We start from the raw sequence: 17,102 nt of genomic DNA on the forward strand, positions 1-17,102 counted from the left end.
CACGTTCGCCACCGGCCCCTCAGACGTCCAGCACGACGTACGCCTCGTAGCCGTCGGCGGTCCGCTCGACCCGCATGTCCGAGTAGGTGACCGCCTTCACCTCGCGGGCACTCACGCGGTCGAGCGGCACGCCGCGGAACGACCCACGCAGGACCCACTTGCCGCGCTTGAAGAACACCTCGCAGGCGTTGTCGACGGGCAGGACGTGCTCGATGTCGCGCTGGTAGATGAGGTCGTCCAGGTAGTCGAACAGGAGCGACTCCTTGCCCTCGCTGTGGACGCCGACGGGGTACTGCTCGCCGCCGGCCGGTACCTCGTCGCACATCGCGGCGGCGAGCCCGTCGGCGACCGCGGCGAACGTCTCACCCAGGCTCTCGCCCTCGGCCGCCACCGCCACGTCGGCGGTGTGGTCGCGGAGTTCGAAGCTCACGGGTCCTCCTCGTCGGTCCACTCGTCGCTGTCGGTCGGGAACACCTCGTCGCTCTCGCTTTCGCTCTCACCACCGTCGGCGTCCCCGTCGGTGCCACCTTCGGTCGTCTCCTCTCCCCCGGTGTCTCCTTCGGTCGTCTTCCCCTCGCCGGCGTCACCTCCGTTCCGGTCGCCGCTCCCGCCGGGGTCGTCGCCGGCGTCCCTGTCGTCGGCGATATCGTCGGGTACGTCGGCACTCCCCGCGCTGTCACCCCGGCGGTGCCCGGCCCGTTCGGCCGGCGGCTGGGGGGTCGTTCCACGGGTCCGCTCGTCGGCGCGGCTAGCCTCCGCCGGGGTCCCGGCGGTGTCACCGATGGAGCCCTCGCCACGCTCCAGGTCGGCGGGCGTACTCGCGTCGCTGCCGGCGCCCTCCGTGCGTCGCTCGATCTTGTCCGGCGTATCGGAGAACTCCGGGGCCACGTCGCGCTCGTACTGGGCCTGCTTGTCCCGGCTGGCGTCGACGGAGCCGGTGGATTCGGGCTGGCTGCCGTCCTCGACCCGGCGGAGACGGCCCAGTTCCTCGAGTTGCTCCTCGCTCAGGCCCCGCATCGTCGGGCTGGTCTCGCCGATGGCGACCCCGCTGGTGACGATGCTGCGGATCCCCTCCTCGACGGTCATGTCCGTGTCCACGACCCGGTCGGTGGAGACGTGGATGACGAACCCACCCATGACGGGGTTGGGGGCCATCGGCATGAACAGGGTTATCATCTCGTCGTGGCCCGTATCCGATTCCAGCGTCGCGGGCGTGTCGGCGGTCTTGAACGCGACCGTGTACGACCCCTCGACGGGGTACTGGACCAGCTTCACGTCCTGGAACGACTCCGTGTCCGAGTCGAGCAGGAGCTCGGACATCTCGTTGAAGCTGGTGTAGACGGAACCGATTCCCGGGATGGACTCCATGAAGTGGTCGAACCGGTTGCCGATGGAGGAGCCGCCCTCGGTGAACTCCGCGAGGAATCCGACGACCAGCATCACGACCAGCAGTACCACGACCGTGATGGCCCGCACGATGTTCTCGTTGTTGAAGGGGAGTTGCGAGACGGCCGTCTGCGAGATGGGGCTCAGGGCGTTCGAGAGGAAGTTGACGACGAAGCTGAGGACCAGTAGCGTGACGGCCAGCGGGAGGATGATGGCCGCGCCGGTGACGAGTGACTTCCGGAGCACCTCCTTCGGAGACTGCCGCCGCCCGACGATCTCTGCGTCGTCGGGGTCGAGCGCGCTCATTGCTGCCGACTGCGTGGCCACGCACCTAAGGGGTTGTGGCCCGGGGCGCTCGCCGCCCGTCGTGGCCGTTGGGCGGCGCCCTAGCCGGACCGCCCGCGGGCGGTGGCCCCGGGCGGCGCGTGTTGGCGGTGGAATTATATCCGGTCGAGAACCTATGGAAGTGGTAGTGAGCGTCAATATCGAGCTCCGTGTCGTCGGCCCTGGCAAGGACGACCTCTCGGGGGACGCGTGGGAGCTGAAAGAGCGCATCCGCGCTCGACACGGCGTGCTCAAACAGCGCCGGGGGTTCTTCGTCGACGCCTACCGTCGCTCGACGGTGTACGCCCTCATCGCGTCCGGGCCGGACGAGGAACTCGTCGGGTTCGCCGCGACCCGTCGCGATGGCTACGTCCTCTTCCTCGCCGTCGACCCGGACTGGCAGGGCGAGGGGTTCGGCGAACAGCTCGTCGCCGCCGTCGCCGACGACCACTCCTCGGTGACCTGCCACGCACGGACGACCAACCAGGGGGCCATCGACTTCTACCAGCACGTCGGCTTCGAGATCGAGCGCCGCGTCGACAACTACTACGAGGACCGCGGCGACGCCTACTACCTCCGGCTGGGTGACGGCGGGCTGACCGAGCGCCTGTCGAATCTGGTCCGGCGGTAGGCTGTGGATAGTTCTCGAATGAGCTGCATATTTCTATAAATCTACGAACAATATATCCATATCTATCATATATGGGGTATCGGGGACACACCGTCGCTTGAGGGCTGGGGACCCGACGCCGTCTCGGTCGCGCTACGCGACCCTCACCCGGTTACACCGACGGGCCGCGGTACTCGTAGTACGTGATGCCGGTCGCGCAGTACCCACAGCAGTAGTTGTCGGATGGGCATCCGGGATGCCGGCCCGAGAGGGTGCGGGGGTGCGAGCGCTCGACGTTCCGGAGGAACGTCTTCGCGAGGTCGTGATAGCGGTTACACTCCCTCCAGAAGGTCGAGACAGCAGCCGTCATCGGGAGAGACGAGCGGAGGTGGTGGCATAGCCTTTCTGTGGGCATGCCATACCCTCACACCTGTCCTGGGCATCGGTGGCGACACCGGATAGCTAGCCCCGCCCACCGCCGGGTGGCCCTCTGGGATTTCCCCGCGATGACAGCCCCTACCCGTCGAAACGGGTGATGTGCTCGACCTCCTCGGAGGCCACGTCGTCGGGGTCCAGCGCCGCCCGCGCGATGGAGCGCTTGTGGACCTCGTCGGCGCCGTCGATGATGCGGAAGCAGCGGACGTTCTCGTAGAAATCAGCGAGCGGGAGGTCCTTCCCGATGCCGTTGCCGCCACAGACCTGCACGCAGTCGTCGATGACATCCTGGACGACGCCGGCGGCGAAGGTCTTCGTCATCGCGACCTCCGTGCGGGCCTGCTCGCCGGCGGCGATCTGCCGGGCGGCGTGGCGCACCATCGTCCGGACAGCGTGGAGGCGGGTCTCGGCCTCCGCGATATCGAAGCGGAGCGCCTGCTTCTCGGCCAGCGGCTCGCCGAACGCCTCGCGCTCGTGCATGTACGCCTTGGCCACGTCGAGCGAGCGGTCGGCCATCCCGACGAAGCGCATGCAGTGGGTGAGGCGGGCGGGACCGAGTCGCTGCTGGGCGATGGCGAAGCCCGCGTCCTTCGTCCCGAGCAGGTTCTCCTCCGGGACGCGGACCCCGTCGTACCGGATCTCGGAGTGAGCCATCCCCGCCTCGCCCATGTGGGGCACGTCTCGGACGAGTTCGACCCCGTCGGCGTCGGCGTCGACGATGAACAGCGAGACGCCCATGTAGGGGTGGGCCTCCTGGTTCGTCCGCGCGACGACGATGAGGAAGTCGGCGTCGCTCCCCTGCGTGGTCCACCATTTGTGGCCGTCGATGACCCACTCGTCGCCCTCTTTCTCGGCCGTGGTGCGGATGGCCTTCGGGTCCGACCCGGAGCCGTCCAGCGGTTCGGTCATCGAGAAGCCCGACGTTATCTCGGCGTTGGCCAGCGGCCGGAGGTACTTCTCCTTCTGGGCCTCCGTCCCGGCCTCGTCGAGGATGTGGATGTTGCCCTCGTCGGGCGCGGCGACGTGCATCGCGCGCATCGCGAGGATGGAGCGGCCGGCCTCCTCGAAGACTGGGAGCAGGTCGTCGAAGTCCATCCCGAGGCCGCCGTACGCCTCGGGAATCTGGGGGCCGTACACGTCGAGTTCGCGCGCGTCCTCGCGCAGGTCGTCGATGAGCGATTCGGCCTCGTCCTGCCGGTCGGCGGGGCTGCGCTCGTCGCGCCCGCCGAAGAGCGCGCGCTCCTCGGGCAACACGACCTCGTCCACGAACTCGCGGGTGCGTGCGGCGACCTCGCGGCCCCGCTCGGAGTCGTCGTATGGGATATCCATACCACTCCGAACGCCGCACCCGGGTTAACGATGGTGTCGCTAAAGAGCGGGGCTTTTACCGTCGGAAACTCGGTGGGTGTGTATGGTAGCGACAGGCGACCTCGTCGACCCGGCCCGGCTGCGGGAGTTCCTCGCGGGCCATCTCGACACCGAGCCCGATGCCTTCGACGTGGAACGACACGACCAGGGGTTCTCCAACGAGACGCTGTTCGTCGAGTACGGTGAGACGGATCTCGTCGTCCGGCGGCCGCCGCCGGGCGAGACCGCTGACACCGCACACGACGTCCTCCGGGAGTTCGAGGTCGTCGACGCCCTGCAGGACACGGACGTGCCGGTCCCGCGGACCGTCGCCGCGTCGGAGGACACGGACATCATGGGCTGTCCGTTCTACGTGATGGAGCGGCTGCCGGGCGACGTGCTCCGGTTCAGCGAGCCCGACCGGTTCGCGAATCCGGACGCACGCCAGCGTGTGGGCGAGGAGATGGTCGACACCCTCGCGGCCATCCACACCGTCGACCACGAGGCCGTCGGGCTGGGCGATTTCGGCCGCCCGGAGGGGTTCACCGAGCGCCAGGTCGAGCGCTGGACCGACCAGATCGAGTGGGCGTTCGAGGAGACGACGAGTGAGCGCGAGGTGCCCGACCTCCGGCGCATCGGTGACTGGCTCGACGACAATGCCCCGAGCGAGCACGAACACGCGCTCGTCCACGGCGACTACAAGCTCGACAACGTCATCTTCGGGCCGGCGGACGAGCCCGAGCTGACGGGCGTGCTGGACTGGGAGATGAGTACGCTGGGCGACCCGCTCTGTGACCTCGGGTGGCTCCTCTTCTTCTGGCTCGAATCCGGCGACTCGCTGCCGACCATCATGCAGACCGTCGCGCCCGTCTTCCTCACGAACGACGACTACCCGAGCCGGCGCGACCTCGTGGACCGCTACGAGCAACAGACCGGCGTCGAGTTCACGAACCAGCGGTTCTACCGCGTGCTCGCGGTCTACAAGATGGCGGCGCTGGGCGAGATGTTCTACGCCCGCTACCTGATGGGCAACAGCGACAGCACGTTCTACGCGATGATGGAGGACGGCGTCCCCGCGCTGGCCGAGCAGGGCGTCGCCATCATCGAGGGGGACCAGCCGCTGTGACCACGTCGATGGAGCCGACCGTCAGGCGCGTCGACCGGCAGGAGGACCTCCCCGACCCCGCGCCGGACGCGGCCTTCGTCGTGGTCGACGTCATCATCTCCTCGACCACGGTGGTCCGCCTGCTGGAAGCGGGCGCTGAGTACGTCCGCCCGTTCGCCGACGCCGACGCTGCGCGCGAGTTCAAAGCCGAGACGGACGCCTTCCTCGTCGGTGAGCAGGGCGGGGACTCCGTCGAGGGGTTCGACGGCTCACCACTCCCGTCGCTGGTGGCGGACTACCCCGTGGAGGGCCGGCCCGTGGGCCTGCTCTCCTCGAACGGGACCCGCGCGATGGACCGCATCGGCCACGACCGCGACATCTACGTCGGGACGACGGTGAACGCGGCCGCGGTGGCCGAGGCCGTCGCCGACCACGAGGAGACGTGGCTGGTCGCGGCCGGGCGACAGGGGGAGGTCGTCGGCGAGGACGTGGCCGGCGTCGATGCCATCGCGGCCCACCTCGACGGTGCGCCGCCCGACGTGGCGGCCCTCGCCGCGACCATCCGGGAGACGGGCACGGCCCAGTGGCTCTGCGAGATGGGCTTCGAGCACGAGGTCGAGGCACTCTGCGAGTTCGATTCGACGGGTGTGGTGCCGCGGCTGCGAGACGGCGCGTTCGTGGCGGACTGATTCCGACGGGCCGCCGCGACGCTCTCAGGACTTCTTCAGCATCTCCCGCCAGAACGTCGCCGCATCCATCGACCCCTCGAATACCCGCTGCATCGTCTGGAGACTCTCCCTGGCCATGTCCGGCGGGCTCCCCTCGTAGATGAACACCGCCCGCTCACCGCGGTCCTCGTCCTTGAACACGAGTTTGAGTTCGCCCAGTTTCTGGTCGAAGGTCCGCTCGACGGCGTACTCCTGGTCCGCGAAGTAGGAGAACGTCAGCCGGGTGAACGACTCCCACCGATTGGTCTCGACACGGGTATCGAAGTTCCCTTCGTCGTCTGTCATGCGATACCGTTGGGCAACCCGCGAGTAAAGCGTTGGTACCGGTTCGGGAGTGTCTACCCCTGCGACTCACTCGAACCGGCCGTCGTCACGGAGTCCGGTCATCAGGTCCGCGACCAGCGCGTCGCACTCTCGTACGGGTACTCCTGGTACTCCGCGTAGCCCATCCCGAGGTCCATCGCGCTGATGCAGACATCGCCGGCCTCGAACGTCGTGGCCGGGCCGTCCGGCATCAGGGGGATGAGTTCGAACGGCTCCGTCACGGGGTACTCCGCCCGGCCGAACACCTCGGTCAACTGCTGTCGCATCTCGGCCGCGGGCTGCTGGGTGGCCATGGCGGTACGCCTGGCGACACGGGGAAAAGATACAGCGCGGTTTCGAGGGCCGAGGTGTCCGGTGGAGTGGGCTTACTCCCGTGGCGTCCGGTCGACGAAGTCGACGATCTCCTCGGCGATGGTGGGGCCGGCGTCCTCCTGCAGGAAGTGCATCGCGCCCTCGATCCAGGTGTCGGGCTGCTCGTCGGCCGTCGGGATGAGTTCGCGGAGCGGGTCACGGGCACCGCGCGTGATGGGGTCGCTGTCCGCGAACAGGACGAACGCGGGCTTCTCCCACTCGCCGAGCTTCTCGCGCGCGTCGCTGGTGATATCGCCGCCGTCGCCGCCGTCGGCGCGGGGCACCATGTCGGGCCACTCGCGTGCGCCGGCCTTCAGCTCCTCCTCGGGGTAGGGCGCCTCGTACGCCGCCAGTTCCGCGTCGCTCAGTTCGGTGGCGGTGGCGTTCTGGATGAGCATCCCGATGGGGAGTTCGTCGACGCGCTCGACGAAGTTCCGGAAGTCGTACCACTCGTCGGCCATCTCCGCGGTCCCGGTCGGGCAGTCCGTGTTCATCGGGACGATGCGGGCGAACCGCTCCTGGTTGTTCATGGCCACGGGGAGCCCGATGATGCCGCCCCAGTCCTGGCAGACGAGGGTCACGTCGGTCAGGTCGAGCGTCTCGAGGAACTCCTCGAGCGCGTCGTAGTGGAGCCGGTAGTCGTAGTCCTCGCGCTCGGTGTACTTGTCCGAGCGACCGAAGCCCAGCGCGTCGGGGACGACGACGCGCCCGTGTTCGGCGAGCGTGGGAACCATCTTCCGGTAGAGGAAGCCCCAGGTCGGCTCACCGTGCAGGCAGAGGAACGTCTCCTCGGCCTCCCCATCCGGGTCGGTGTCGACGTACGCCATCTCCGGCTCGCCGGGCGCGCCCTCGATGGTGACGTAGTGGGGGTCGTAGTCGTAGTCCGGGATGTCCGCGAACGCTTCCTCGGGAGTGCTGACTGGTTCGGTTGCCATGTCCGGCCGCGTGCCCGCCACCGACAAAGGTGTTCGGTTCGCGGCGCCCATAGGTTAACGATGTTCGACAGGCGCGCACGACCGCGTCACGCACACTACGCGCCCGCCCGTACGGGCGAGTATGAGCGAGGCGACCGACACGGCCGGGGCGACGGGTATCGCAACCAGCGTCCGGCTCACCTACGACGAAGGCGAGTACCCCGAGGACGTGCGCGGCTGGGTCCACGAGGGCGTGACCGACGAGACCTTCCTCGCGTCGTTCCGGCGGCGCCACGACACCATGGCCGAGGGCGAGATCTTCGACGAGTTCGTCTCCTGTGGCTGTGGTTCACCGCGGGACGTGACCCTGCGCGTCGTGGCCGTTGACGGCGGGCCACGGGTCGACGAGGGGACCGAACTCGTGGTCGAACCGACCGGGTGACACCGGGCCGCCGGTGACCCACCCGGCAACGGCACGCCTTTCTCCCGTCCGCCCACAGCGCGGCTATGGACCTCGTCGAGGCGCTGGCCGTCGACGGACTCGTCTGCGTCGTCGGCGCCGGCGGGAAGAAGACCACCCTCTACACCCTCGCCGACCGGCTGGACCGTGCCGTCGTCACCGCGACCACGCGCATCCCCGCGTTCCCGGGCGGCGTGGCCCGGCTGGTCGAGACCACCGACCCCATCGCCACCGTGCGCGCTGCCGGCGATACTGCCGACGAGTGGCCGCTCGGTCTCGTCCCCGAGTGGGCCGACGACGTGCGCTACGAGGGGTACGACGCCGGGACGGTCGCCGAAGTCGCGCGCGTTGCGGGCGAACGTGGTGTCCACGCGACTCTCGTCAAGGCCGACGGCGCGCGCGGGCGCTGGCTGAAGGCCCCGGCGGACCACGAACCCGTCATCCCGGCGGCGACGGACACGGTCGTCCCCATCGCGAGCGCCCGTGTCGTCGGCGAACCCCTGGACGAGGAGCACGTTCACCGCCCGGAGCGCGTGGCCGCCGTCACCGGCCGCGCGGTCGGCGCGGAACTCACCGCGGACGACGTGGCCGCCGTCCTCGCGAGCCCCGACGGCGGCCTCCGGAACGTCCCGGACGAGGCGACGGTCGTCGCGCTCGTGAACATGGTCGACGACGACGCGCTCCGGGCGACCGCCGAGGAGATCGCCGCCGGCGTCCTTGCGCGCAACGACCGCGTCGCCCGCGTCGTCACCGCCCGGATGGACGAGCCACGGGTCGTCGCGACGTTCGAGTGACGCCGGTGGCGTGAACGGGCTTCTCGGCGAGAACGCTTATCCGGCTCCTCCGCCTCCGGGGAGACAACTGATGGGCTTCTTCAACAAGGTCGGTCGGCAGGTCGAACAGTTCTCGCAGACCGCGAAGGACGTCGCCGAGCAGCAGGCCGACTACCGATGCCGGACCTGTGAGGAGCAGTTCCACACCGACCACGACGCGTGCCCGGAGTGCGGTGCCGAGACGGTCGTGGCGGTCGAGACGGAGTGAGGCTCGGGCACCGTCGCGCCATCATCCCTCGCGGAACCGCTCCTCGGCGGCGGTCAGCTCCTCGTGCGTATTGACGTTCTCGAAGCTGTCGAGCCAGCCGTTCGCGCGGAGCCGGGACTCCTCGACGACGGTCCAGTCCAGTTCCTCCAGCGGTGCGAGGATCTTCGACGCGCCCCGGTCGAGCGCGCGGTCGCAGGCGTCGGCCATCGCCTCGGTGCGGTAGACGGCCTGCGTCGTCTGGAACCACTCCCCGATGCGCGGGACGGCGGCGTCGTGTCCGGCCGCGCGCTCGAACAGGTACCGGACGAGCGAGCCGTCGACGAACGGCATGTCGCCCGCGACGACGACGGCGAACTCGGTCGGGGCCGCGCGCAGGCCCGTCCGGATGCCGGCCATCGGCCCGGCGTCGGGGTCGGGGTCGACGGCGAACTCGATGTCGGCGTCGAGGCCGGCCAGTGCGGCCGCGAACGCGTCGCGCTGGTCGCCCCGGCAGTTGACGACGACCGTCCCCACGACGGGGGCGAGCCGGGCGACGGTCCGACGGAGTAGCGGCTCGCCCGCGAGGTCCGCAAGCAGTTTGTCACCACCCTCGAAGCGGGTGGAGCGGCCGCCAGCGAGGACGACGGCCGTCCGGTCGTCGGTGGTCACGGCGCCGTCGGCTGTCGGGTCGGCCATCGTCCCCCGATACGACCGCCCGTGGCAAAACCCCGACGGGCCGAGCCAGGGAAGACACTTACCGGACGACCCGGAGCACTCCGGTATGCCCTCCGACGACCACGACGCCCGGCCACGACGCCCACCGCGTCGACTCCTGTTGCTCGGCGCCGTCCTCCTCCTCGTCGCGCTGGCGGGGTGTGGCGCCCCCGAGCCCACACCCGAGGTCTGCTACGGCTGCAGCGACGACGGCGCGGGACGGGCCTTGCCGCCCGATGCGACGACCGGTGAGAGCGTTACCCACCTCTATCTCGACCCGGAGACGGGTGACGACCCGCGTGTGGTCGCACGCACGCGGGTCGGGCTGGAGACGGCCGAGGAACTCCGGACGAACGAATCCCGCCGCGAGGCGGTCCGCACGGCGATCCTCCGGCTCCGTGAGAGGGGCTCCCCCGACCCGGCCGTCGATTCGACGACGCCGACTCCGAGCTACGAGGGGACCGACGGGCTGCCCGTCTACCCGGTGCCGGCGTTCGAGGCGCGCGACCTCTCGGTGCGTGCCGAGAGCGACAGCCTCGTCGTCGGCTTCCGGGTCGCGGGGATCCCCGGACTCGACCCCGACGAGACGCCGCCGCTCGCGGGCGAGGGGTACGGCGACGCGGTACTCGTCGACCGGTTCGATGTCGAGGACGGGGACAATCCGCATCCGCAGAACGAGGGGCACGCCTACCGGCTCGCGACCGACCGGCTCGTCGTCCACGCGCCCGCCGGGACCCGCCCCGTCGTGGCCCCCGAGAACGCGACCGTCTACGACGACCGGGTCGTCCTCCGGTCGCTTCCGGCCGATACGAACCTGGTGTTCGCGCCGGAGGGGGCCACGGGCACGCTCGCCGCCCACGCGACGCTGACGGCCGACCGGCTCGACTGGGTCGTGCCGGACTCGTTCTGGGTCGCACTGCTCCCGATGCTCCAGCTGGGGCTGTTGCTGGGCGGGCTCCGGGCGAGCGAGGCGCGCGGGACCCGCTATGCCCTCGGTGCGGTGTTGCTCGCGCTCCTGCTGACGCTGGGGCCGCTCGTCATCCTGCTCGGCCCGTTCGGGCTGGCCGCGGCCGTGCTCGCGGTCGTCGTCGCGGCCGTCCTGCTCTGGCGGGTCGGCGGATCGGACAGCGCCGATGACGGGGCCGGCGACGCGGACGAACAGGGCGGCCACGACGACGGCCGACGGCTCCCCTCGCTCGACCGGCTCCGGGCGGGCATCGAGCCGTGGGTGGCGCCGGTGGCGGTCGTCGCCGGGGTCGCGAGCGCCTTCACCGTGGCCGCGGCGGCGGCCGGCGGTGGGCCCGTCGGTGGACTGCTGTTCTTCGGTGGTGGCGTCCTCCCGGTCGTCGCGCTGGTCGGCCTCGGGCGGGTGCAGGCGGCCGACGCCAGCTGGCCGCGCCGGGAGCGACTGCTCGTGCTGGGCGTGCTGGTCGCACCGTGGCTGTTCGCCGTCGGGTACGTCGCCGGCCGTGGCTTCCCGGACAGCATCGAGGCGCTCGTGCTGGTGCTGGTGTGGGGCGCCGGCGTCACACTCGTCGGGTTCGTGGCCCATCGCATCGCCCGGTAGGCGCTCGTCAGGCCGTAGTAGGCCGGGAGTCGGCGGTGGCGCCCCCGGGTCCCGTCGCGGCAGCTACCGCTCGGCGACGGCCACGAGTTCCTGCTCGGTCGACTCCAGCGGGTCACCGTCGAAGCCGCCGTGGAACGTCCAGTCCGAGAAGCCGGCGTCCGCGAACAGGAGTTCGAACTCGCGTTTCGTCACGAGCGCCAGCGGCGTCTCCGTCTCCAGCACCACCTCGCCGTCGGCGTCGAGTACCTCGCGGTGCTGGGTGCCGACACGCTCGATGGGGTCGTCCAGCGCCATCACGTCACGGACGGTGTAGGTAGCCCCGTCGATCTCGGTCTCGACCTCGCTGGGCTCGCCGTAGTTCTCGGCGACGAAGTGGGGGTCCGGGGCGAACGTGTTCAGCGCGAACCGGCCGCCCGGCGCGAGCGCATCGTGGATGTTCTGCAGTGCGGCGCGCTGGTCGGCCAGCGAGGTGACGAGGTTGAACACGCGCGCCGGGCAGTAGACGAGGCCGTACTCGCGGTCGGGGTCGAACGCGGTCACGTCGGCCTGCTGGACCGAGATGTCGACTCCCTCCGCCTCGGCCGTCTCGCGGAGGTGCGCGAGCCGCGCTGCTGAGAGGTCGATGCCGTCGACATCGATGCCGTCACGCCGGAGTTCGAGGTAGACGCGGCCGGTGCCGACGCCGACCTCCAGCGCGGGGCCGTCGGCCTGCCGGGCGAGCCGGCGGTAGAACGCCACGTCCTCGGTCCAGGGCAGGTCGCTCACGTCCGTCCAGGCGTCGTAGACCGCCGCCTCGAAGGCGTCCGTATCGTCCATATCGGGGACGTGGGCGCGCCCGACAAGTACCTTCCCGGCGGTCGTGAGCCGTTCCCACACCGTTCGGGTCTCAGTCGTCCCCGGTCGCCTCGTCGGTCCCGTCCCCGGGCCGGTCCGGGGCGAGGTCGTCGACGCCTGCCGGGCCCTCGACCGGCTCGATGCGGACGCTGGCGACCTTGTACTCGGGGATGCCGCTGGTCGGGTCGTACGTCTCGTCGGTGAGGACGTTCGCCGCGCCCTCGGCGAAATGCATCGGGACGAAGACGACGCCCTCGCCGACGCGGTCGGTGACCTGCGCGCGGACCGTGATGTCACCGCGCCGCGAGGCCACGCGGACCGCGTCCCCGTCGGCGATGCCCAGCGTCTCGGCCGTCGCGGGGTTCACCTCGACGAACGACTCGCCGACGTGGCGCATGATGCCCTCGACGCGCCGGGTGAGCGTGCCGGTGTGGAAGTGGTACATCACGCGACCGGTCGTGAGCGTGAGCGGGTACTCCTCGTCCGGGAGTTCGCCGGGGCGGCCCATGTCGGCGGGGACGAACCGCGCCTCCCCATCCGGGAAGTTGAAGCCGTCCTCGTAGAGGAAGCGCGTGCCGGGGTCGGTGGTGTCGGTGCAGGGCCACTGCAATCCGCCCTCGGCCTCGATGCGGTCGTGCGAGATACCGCCGTAGATGGGGGCGACCTCGGATATCTCGTCCATGATCTCCGCGGTATCCTCGTGATTCCAGTCGTGACCGAACTCTCTCGCGAGTTGCTGGAGTATCTCCCAGTCCGGCTTCGCGTCGCCGGGCGGGGAGACGGCCTCGCCGACCAGCTGGACGCGCCGCTCCGTGTTGGTGAAGGTGCCGTCCTTCTCGGCGAACGATGCGGCCGGGAGCACCACGTCCGCGTGTTCGGCCGTCTCGGTGAGGAACACGTCCTGCACGACGAGGAAGTCGAGTTCGGCCAGCCCCTCCTCGGCGTGCTGGATGTCCGGCTCCGAGAGCGCGGGATTCTCGCCCATCACGTACAGCCCCCGAACGTCGCCCTCGTGGATAGCCTGGAAGGTCTCCGTCACCTTCAGGCCGACCTCCTCCGGCGGGCGGGTGCCCCACACACCCTCGAACTCGTCGGCCACCTCCGGGTCCGTCGGGTCCCGGTAGCCGGGCAGCTTGTTCGGGAGCGTCCCCATGTCACCGCCCCCGCCCTGGACGTTGTTGTGGCCGCGGAACGGGCTGAGGCCGGCGTTGCGCTTGCCGATGTGCCCCGTGACGAGGGCGAGGTTCGCGACCGCGAGGACGTTCCGGGTGCCGTGGCCGTGCTGGGTCAGGCCCATCGCCCAGCCGAAGACGCAGGTGTCGGCCGCGGCGATTGCGGTCGCCGTCTCGGCCAGGTCTTCGGGAGAGACACCCGCGAGGCGCTCGACCTCCGCGGGCGTGAAGGGGTCGACCTTCTCGCGCAGCGCCTCGAAGTTCTGGACGTGCTCCTCGACGAACGCGTCGTCGTACAGGTCGTGCTCGATGACGTACCGCGTGAGCCCGTTGAGCCACGCGATGTCGTAGCCCGGCCGGGTGCGGGTGTACTGGTCGGCGTGCTCGGCGATGCCGGTCTCCCGCGGGTCGTAGACGTGGAGCGTCGCGCCGTCGCGGACGTTGCGCTTGATGTGCGTCGCGAGGACGGGGTGGGACTCGGTGGTGTTCGAGCCGGTGATGAGGTAACAGTCCGTGTTCGCCACGTCGTCGATGGAGTTGGACATGGCGCCGTAGCCGACCGTCTGGAGCAGCGCCGCGACCGTCGAGGAGTGACAGAGCCGCGCGCAGTTGTCGACGTTCGGCGTCTCCAGCACCGCGCGGGCGAACTTCTGGAGCAGGTAGTCCTCCTCGTTGGTGCATTTCGAGGAGGCGAATGCCGAGAGCGCGTGTGGCCCGTGTTCGCGCTTGATGTCCCGGAGGCCGTCGGCGACGCGCTCGATGGCCTCGTCCCAGCCGACCTCGCGGAACCCGTCGGGTCCGGGTGTGTCGCCCCCGGCCGACGCATCGCGCACGAGCGGGCTGGTGAGGCGGTCGTCGCTCCCGACGAACTCGTAGCCGAACTTCCCCTTCACGCAGGTGGAGAAGTCGTTCGCCGGCGCGTGGTCGGGGTCGGTCGGCCGGACGGCCTTGATGTCGTCGTCCTTGCTGTGGACCTCGAACCGGCAGCCGACGGCGCAGTAGCCACAGGTGGTCTCGGTCGTCTCGATGTCGCGCGAGCGGACCCGCGCGACCCCACTCGCGATGTCGAACAGCCGGCCCTCAGAGAGCGTCCTCGCGGCCACGGCCTCGGCCGCGTGCTCTCCCTCCAGGAACGCGCGCTTGCCGGCGTCGCGGGCGGCCTGCCGGGCCTTCCGTTTGGCTTTCGCCATGAACCGCGCCACGCCCGACAGGTCGTCGTCGATGGCTCCGGCCCCCCCGGCCTCGTTGCCCAGTCCACCGCCCGCGTCGGGTCGGTCGGCGGTTGCGACGGGTTCGGCCTCGTGGACCGTCCCCACGCTGTTCTTCTGTGTGAACCCCGGGATGGGGAGCGTCGTCGAATCGGCGTAGTCGCTCTCGACGAGCGACCCGGTCGGGCAGACGGTGGCGCAGTGCCCGCAGGAGACGCAGGTGGAGTCGGCCATCGTGTCGGCCTCGCTCATGAAGCCGATGCGGGGCTCGCCGTCCTCGTCCGTCTCGATTCGCAGGACGCCCTCCACCTGCACGTCGTTGCAGGCCTCGACACAGCGGTTACAGAGGATGCACTTGTTGCGGTCGATCTGGATGACGCCGGAGGTGTCGTCGACGGGCTCGTACGCGCTCCGGTCGTCCAGCACCCCGTAGCGCGGGTGCTCCACGTCGGCCTCGATGGCGGCGTCCTGGAGTTCACAGCGGCCGTTCTTCCCGCAGGTGGTACAGCGGAGGTTGTGGTTCGAGAGGACGAGGTCGAGGTTGACCGAGCGGGCCTCCGCGGCGTCGGGGGCGTCCGTGCGGACCGTCGCGCCGTCCTCGGCGGGATGACTACAGGAGGGGACGAGCCCGTCGCCCGTCTCCACGACGCAGGTCCGGCAGGTCGTCCGGGGGCCGATCTCCTCGGCCGCCTCCGTGTCGCGGTCGTAGTGGCACAGGGCCGGGACCTCGTCGCCCGCGTCGGCGGCCTCGACGGCATCCAGGAGGGTCGCGCCCTCCGGCACCGCGACGGCCTCGCCGTCGACGGTGACCGTCAGCATCCCGTCGTCCGCGTCGGCGCCGCGCGCGGAGTACCGCGGCGGGTCGTTGGCCGTGCCGGTGCGGAAGTCCTCCGTCAGCGGTGTCGACGGCCGCGGGTCCTCGATGTCGGGGACGCGCGGGAGCTCGGCGGGCGGGTCGCCCTCGCCGTCGTCGGCGCTCACGCCCAGACACCTCCGGGGCCCTCGGCCCCCTCGTCGGGAGCGTCGTCGAAGCACTCGCCGGCGGGACAGTCGCCGTCGGCGTGGGCACGGACCTCGCCGGCGAAGCGGTCCAGCGCCGTCCGGGCCGGGCGCGCCGCCTCGCGCCCGAACGCACAGAGGCTCGTCTCCCCCATCGTGCGGAGGAGTTCGCGCAGTCCGGCCTCGTCGTGGTCGCCGGCGTAGACCTCTCGGAGCCCCTCGTGGAGCTGCTTCGAGCCCTCGCGGCAGGGGACACAGCGCCCGCAGTTGGCCTCGCGGGCGAACGCGGCCCGGCGGCCGACGGCGGCCAGCACGCAGGCGCCCGCGAACGCCTCCACGGCACCCGCGGTGCCGCAGTCGGCGGCCCGGAGCGCGGGCGCCCCGGCGGGCACGTCGAGGTCGCGCGTCAGGCCACCGAAACGCCCCCCGACGACGGCCCAATCCGGCTTCCGACCGGTGTCGAGCGCCGTGAGTACTCGACCGACCGGTGCGTCCGTCGGGAGTTCGACGGTCGCCGCCGGGGCCATGGCGTCGCCGCCGGGTCCGCGCGGCGTGGCCGTGACGAGCCGCGTCCCCGGGTCCCCCGCGTCGGGGTCGAAGGCGTCGGGTTCCCGCAACAGCGCCACGAACTGGGCCAGCGTCCGGGGCGTGTGGACCACGGTCGGGCGGCCGTACAGCCCCCACTCGGCCGGGCCGGGGGGTCGTCGGCGCGCCTCGATGCGGTCCGACCCCTCCAGCGCCTCCAGCGCCATCGTCGGCTCGCCGGCGGCGAACGTGTCGGGCCCGGAGGCCACCTGCACGGTCACGGCCGCGGGGGCCAGCGCGTCGGCCGCGCGCGCGGTCCGGTCGGCCGCGAGGTCGTCGGTCTCGCCGACGTACACCACCACGTCATCGGCGTCGACGATGCCGGCGACGGCGAACGCGCCCGCGAGCACCTGTGCCGGCGCCGAGGCGAGCAGCAACTCGTCGCCGGCCACGGCCGCGTCGGCCTCGTTCGCGTTCACGACGACGACCGGGTCGCCCGCGGCGTCGCGGGCTGTCTCCCAGACGCCGGCGACGGGCCGGTCGCGCGCGGCGTCGCCACGCCCGCGGCCCAGCAACCCGACGCGCGCGGCGTGGTCGAGCGTCACCTCGGGGTCGCCCGGGAGCGACGGCCGCAGCTCGGGGTCGAACTCGTCGACGCGCGTCCAGCCACAGGGGCCGAGCATGCGCCGCCGGCCGACGGCCAGTGGCCCCTCCGCGGGGGTCGGGAACCGGGCCGTTCCGGGCTGGTGCTCCACGACGGCGTGTGCGTGGAGCATCGGCCGGCCGTCGTGGAACTCGCCCGCGAGTCGCTCGCAGGTCCCGATATCCGCGTTCGTGTGGATGGCGGTCCGCCCGTCGCGGGTGACGAGGGCCAGCGGCTCCAGTGCCGGCACGCCCGTGGACCCAACGGGGACCACCGCCACGTCCTCGGGCGCCGCCTCGCGGGTCGCGCGCAACCGCTCGGTCGCATCCCGGCCGGCGGTCACGGCGACCCGTGCGGTGGATTCGGTCATTCCGCGAACGCACGGCCGTCGGCGTGATAAGAATTGGCGCCCCGGTGCCCGCGTCGGGTTCGCCCC

The 17,102-nt window shown here is 71.0% G+C and carries 18 protein-coding genes; 7 read left to right on the forward strand and 11 right to left on the reverse strand.

Annotation, left to right across the window (positions count from 1 at the left end; translation table 11 throughout):
* Window positions 1–19: 19 nt before the first annotated feature.
* Window positions 20–430: an archease gene (locus tag NL114_RS15000; RefSeq protein WP_254821726.1), complete on the reverse strand. Its 411-nt coding sequence runs from the start codon at window positions 428–430 to the stop codon at window positions 20–22.
* Window positions 427–1,692 carry a DUF502 domain-containing protein gene (locus NL114_RS15005; RefSeq protein WP_254821727.1) on the reverse strand — a complete coding sequence of 422 codons (1,266 nt, stop codon included), beginning with the start codon at window positions 1,690–1,692 and terminating at the stop codon, window positions 427–429. The genes NL114_RS15000 and NL114_RS15005 overlap by 4 nt, the downstream gene beginning before the upstream one ends.
* A gap of 166 nt (window positions 1,693–1,858) precedes the next feature.
* Here NL114_RS15005 and NL114_RS15010 point away from each other — a divergent pair, with 166 nt between their 5' ends.
* The gene (locus NL114_RS15010; protein WP_254821728.1) at window positions 1,859–2,341 is read left to right on the forward strand and encodes a GNAT family N-acetyltransferase; all 483 of its coding nucleotides are present in this window, start codon (window positions 1,859–1,861) and stop codon (window positions 2,339–2,341) included.
* A 151-nt stretch (window positions 2,342–2,492) separates the two neighbouring features.
* Here NL114_RS15010 and NL114_RS15015 read toward each other — a convergent pair whose 3' ends face one another.
* Together NL114_RS15015 and NL114_RS15020 are read right to left on the reverse strand one after the other, a co-directional pair.
* On the reverse strand, window positions 2,493–2,690 hold the full coding sequence (locus tag NL114_RS15015) for a hypothetical protein (RefSeq protein ID WP_254821729.1): 198 nt from the start codon (window positions 2,688–2,690) through the stop codon (window positions 2,493–2,495).
* A gap of 146 nt (window positions 2,691–2,836) precedes the next feature.
* Entirely contained in the window at window positions 2,837–4,078 is a 1,242-nt protein-coding gene (locus tag NL114_RS15020; RefSeq protein ID WP_350355431.1) for an acyl-CoA dehydrogenase family protein, read from the reverse strand.
* Between the two features lie 88 nt (window positions 4,079–4,166).
* Here NL114_RS15020 and NL114_RS15025 point away from each other — a divergent pair, with 88 nt between their 5' ends.
* Both NL114_RS15025 and NL114_RS15030 read left to right on the forward strand, forming a co-directional pair.
* On the forward strand, window positions 4,167–5,228 hold the full coding sequence (locus NL114_RS15025) for a phosphotransferase family protein (RefSeq protein ID WP_254821731.1): 1,062 nt from the start codon (window positions 4,167–4,169) through the stop codon (window positions 5,226–5,228).
* Window positions 5,225–5,896 carry a 2-phosphosulfolactate phosphatase gene (locus NL114_RS15030; RefSeq protein WP_254821732.1) on the forward strand — a complete coding sequence of 224 codons (672 nt, stop codon included), beginning with the start codon at window positions 5,225–5,227 and terminating at the stop codon, window positions 5,894–5,896. The genes NL114_RS15025 and NL114_RS15030 overlap by 4 nt, the downstream gene beginning before the upstream one ends.
* A 24-nt stretch (window positions 5,897–5,920) precedes the next feature.
* On the opposite strand, the gene NL114_RS15035 is transcribed toward NL114_RS15030, so the two are convergent.
* The 3 genes from NL114_RS15035 to NL114_RS15045 all read right to left on the reverse strand — a co-directional run bounded on the left by NL114_RS15035 (window position 5,921) and on the right by NL114_RS15045 (window position 7,545).
* Complete coding sequence (locus NL114_RS15035) at window positions 5,921–6,220, reverse strand: hypothetical protein (RefSeq protein WP_254821733.1); 300 nt, start codon at window positions 6,218–6,220, stop codon at window positions 5,921–5,923.
* Between the two features lie 101 nt (window positions 6,221–6,321).
* On the reverse strand, window positions 6,322–6,552 hold the full coding sequence (locus NL114_RS15040) for an MTH865 family protein (RefSeq protein ID WP_254821734.1): 231 nt from the start codon (window positions 6,550–6,552) through the stop codon (window positions 6,322–6,324).
* A 72-nt stretch (window positions 6,553–6,624) separates the two neighbouring features.
* Window positions 6,625–7,545: a haloalkane dehalogenase gene (locus NL114_RS15045; protein ID WP_254821735.1), complete on the reverse strand. Its 921-nt coding sequence runs from the start codon at window positions 7,543–7,545 to the stop codon at window positions 6,625–6,627.
* Between the two features lie 121 nt (window positions 7,546–7,666).
* On the opposite strand from NL114_RS15045, the gene NL114_RS15050 reads away from it, so the two are divergent.
* The 3 genes from NL114_RS15050 to NL114_RS15060 all read left to right on the forward strand — a co-directional run bounded on the left by NL114_RS15050 (window position 7,667) and on the right by NL114_RS15060 (window position 9,025).
* Window positions 7,667–7,966: a DUF7968 family protein gene (locus NL114_RS15050; protein WP_254821736.1), complete on the forward strand. Its 300-nt coding sequence runs from the start codon at window positions 7,667–7,669 to the stop codon at window positions 7,964–7,966.
* Between the two features lie 65 nt (window positions 7,967–8,031).
* On the forward strand, window positions 8,032–8,778 hold the full coding sequence (yqeC, locus tag NL114_RS15055) for a selenium cofactor biosynthesis protein YqeC (protein ID WP_254821737.1): 747 nt from the start codon (window positions 8,032–8,034) through the stop codon (window positions 8,776–8,778).
* A 70-nt stretch (window positions 8,779–8,848) separates the two neighbouring features.
* Window positions 8,849–9,025, forward strand: coding sequence for a hypothetical protein (locus tag NL114_RS15060; RefSeq protein WP_254821738.1), 177 nt, complete (start codon window positions 8,849–8,851; stop codon window positions 9,023–9,025).
* Window positions 9,026–9,046: 21 nt separating this feature from the next.
* Here the strand turns inward: NL114_RS15060 and mobA are convergent, their stop codons facing one another.
* Complete coding sequence (gene mobA, locus NL114_RS15065) at window positions 9,047–9,700, reverse strand: molybdenum cofactor guanylyltransferase (protein WP_254821739.1); 654 nt, start codon at window positions 9,698–9,700, stop codon at window positions 9,047–9,049.
* An 85-nt stretch (window positions 9,701–9,785) separates the two neighbouring features.
* On the opposite strand from mobA, the gene NL114_RS15070 reads away from it, so the two are divergent.
* Complete coding sequence (locus tag NL114_RS15070) at window positions 9,786–11,285, forward strand: hypothetical protein (RefSeq protein WP_254821740.1); 1,500 nt, start codon at window positions 9,786–9,788, stop codon at window positions 11,283–11,285.
* A 63-nt stretch (window positions 11,286–11,348) separates the two neighbouring features.
* Here NL114_RS15070 and NL114_RS15075 read toward each other — a convergent pair whose 3' ends face one another.
* The 3 genes from NL114_RS15075 to NL114_RS15085 all read right to left on the reverse strand — a co-directional run bounded on the left by NL114_RS15075 (window position 11,349) and on the right by NL114_RS15085 (window position 17,036).
* A complete protein-coding gene (locus tag NL114_RS15075; RefSeq protein WP_254821741.1) occupies window positions 11,349–12,101 on the reverse strand; it encodes a class I SAM-dependent methyltransferase in 753 nt (250 codons plus the stop codon).
* Between the two features lie 70 nt (window positions 12,102–12,171).
* Window positions 12,172–15,480 carry a formate dehydrogenase subunit alpha gene (fdhF, locus tag NL114_RS15080; RefSeq protein ID WP_254821742.1) on the reverse strand — a complete coding sequence of 1,103 codons (3,309 nt, stop codon included), beginning with the start codon at window positions 15,478–15,480 and terminating at the stop codon, window positions 12,172–12,174.
* A complete protein-coding gene (locus NL114_RS15085) occupies window positions 15,477–17,036 on the reverse strand; it encodes an NADH-ubiquinone oxidoreductase-F iron-sulfur binding region domain-containing protein (RefSeq protein WP_254821743.1) in 1,560 nt (519 codons plus the stop codon). The genes fdhF and NL114_RS15085 overlap by 4 nt, the downstream gene beginning before the upstream one ends.
* Window positions 17,037–17,102: the final 66 nt, after the last annotated feature.

Origin of the sequence: Haloglomus halophilum, from assembly GCF_024298885.1 — an archaeon.
GTDB classification, from domain to species: Archaea; Halobacteriota; Halobacteria; order Halobacteriales; family Haloarculaceae; genus Haloglomus; species Haloglomus halophilum.